At 38.1% G+C, this 776-nt stretch carries 1 protein-coding gene; it reads left to right on the top strand.

All coding sequences use genetic code 11. From position 1 onward, the window contains the following. On the top strand, positions 1 to 137 hold a 137-nt coding region (locus ACFPOH_RS04170), incomplete at its 5' end, for an IS3 family transposase (RefSeq protein ID WP_141603258.1). Between the last annotated feature and the right edge of the window lie 639 nt (positions 138 to 776).

Genomic DNA, 776 nt, shown 5'->3' with positions numbered 1-776 from the left:
AATACGAAAGCTTTGAGACAGCGAGAATTGCGTTATTTCAATTCATCGAAGGTTGGTATAATCGAAAACGAATTCATGGAAGCATTGGTTATTTGACACCGGATGAATACGAAAAAATGTGCCGAATTGCAGCGTAAAACATGGGGTACAGAACACTTCCCCCCTTCACATTTTTTGGCACAACAGCCATGGGTTTATTTCTCCACGTCCCAAGTAGATTGTCAAAGGCTCTTTTCACTTTGACAATCTACTTGGGACGTGGAACAATCCATGAATGGTTGTTGTGCAAAAAAAACTTAATCTTTTTGTGTCCAAAAACTTGACGTAGATCCANCAGGATAGGGCTTTTCCGGTAATGCTAGAAGATAATCCCGTTCTTCCTGCCATAAGTCCTCAATACGTACGTTTTTGGCATAATGAATTCTATTTCTGTCCGCCTCTAATTTATGAAATAATTGATCAGTTAAACCCTCATAGCTGTCCATTATTGGAGCTGAAGTAAAAAAGTTATAGCGTATATATCCAACTTGATTCTCAACATTTCCTTTTTCATGGCCACTTCTTGGATTGCATACCTGCACATCAAAGCCATAATAATGCTGAAATTGAACAAATTCATCAGTTAATTGTGCTTCTTCATTTTTTGTCCTTTTTTCTTCACAGCGGGGGTCAAATTATCGATTCTTATCCTTTTAGGTACTCCCCCAACCTGTTTAAAAAGAATATTGAGACCATGTAAGAAGCATTCTTGATTTTCAGCTGGTAACGGTACTGCA

Source organism: Ureibacillus suwonensis, from assembly GCF_042655065.1.
Lineage (GTDB): Bacteria > Bacillota > Bacilli > Bacillales_A > Planococcaceae > Ureibacillus > Ureibacillus suwonensis.
This window is presented reverse-complemented; position numbering and strand designations above follow the sequence as displayed.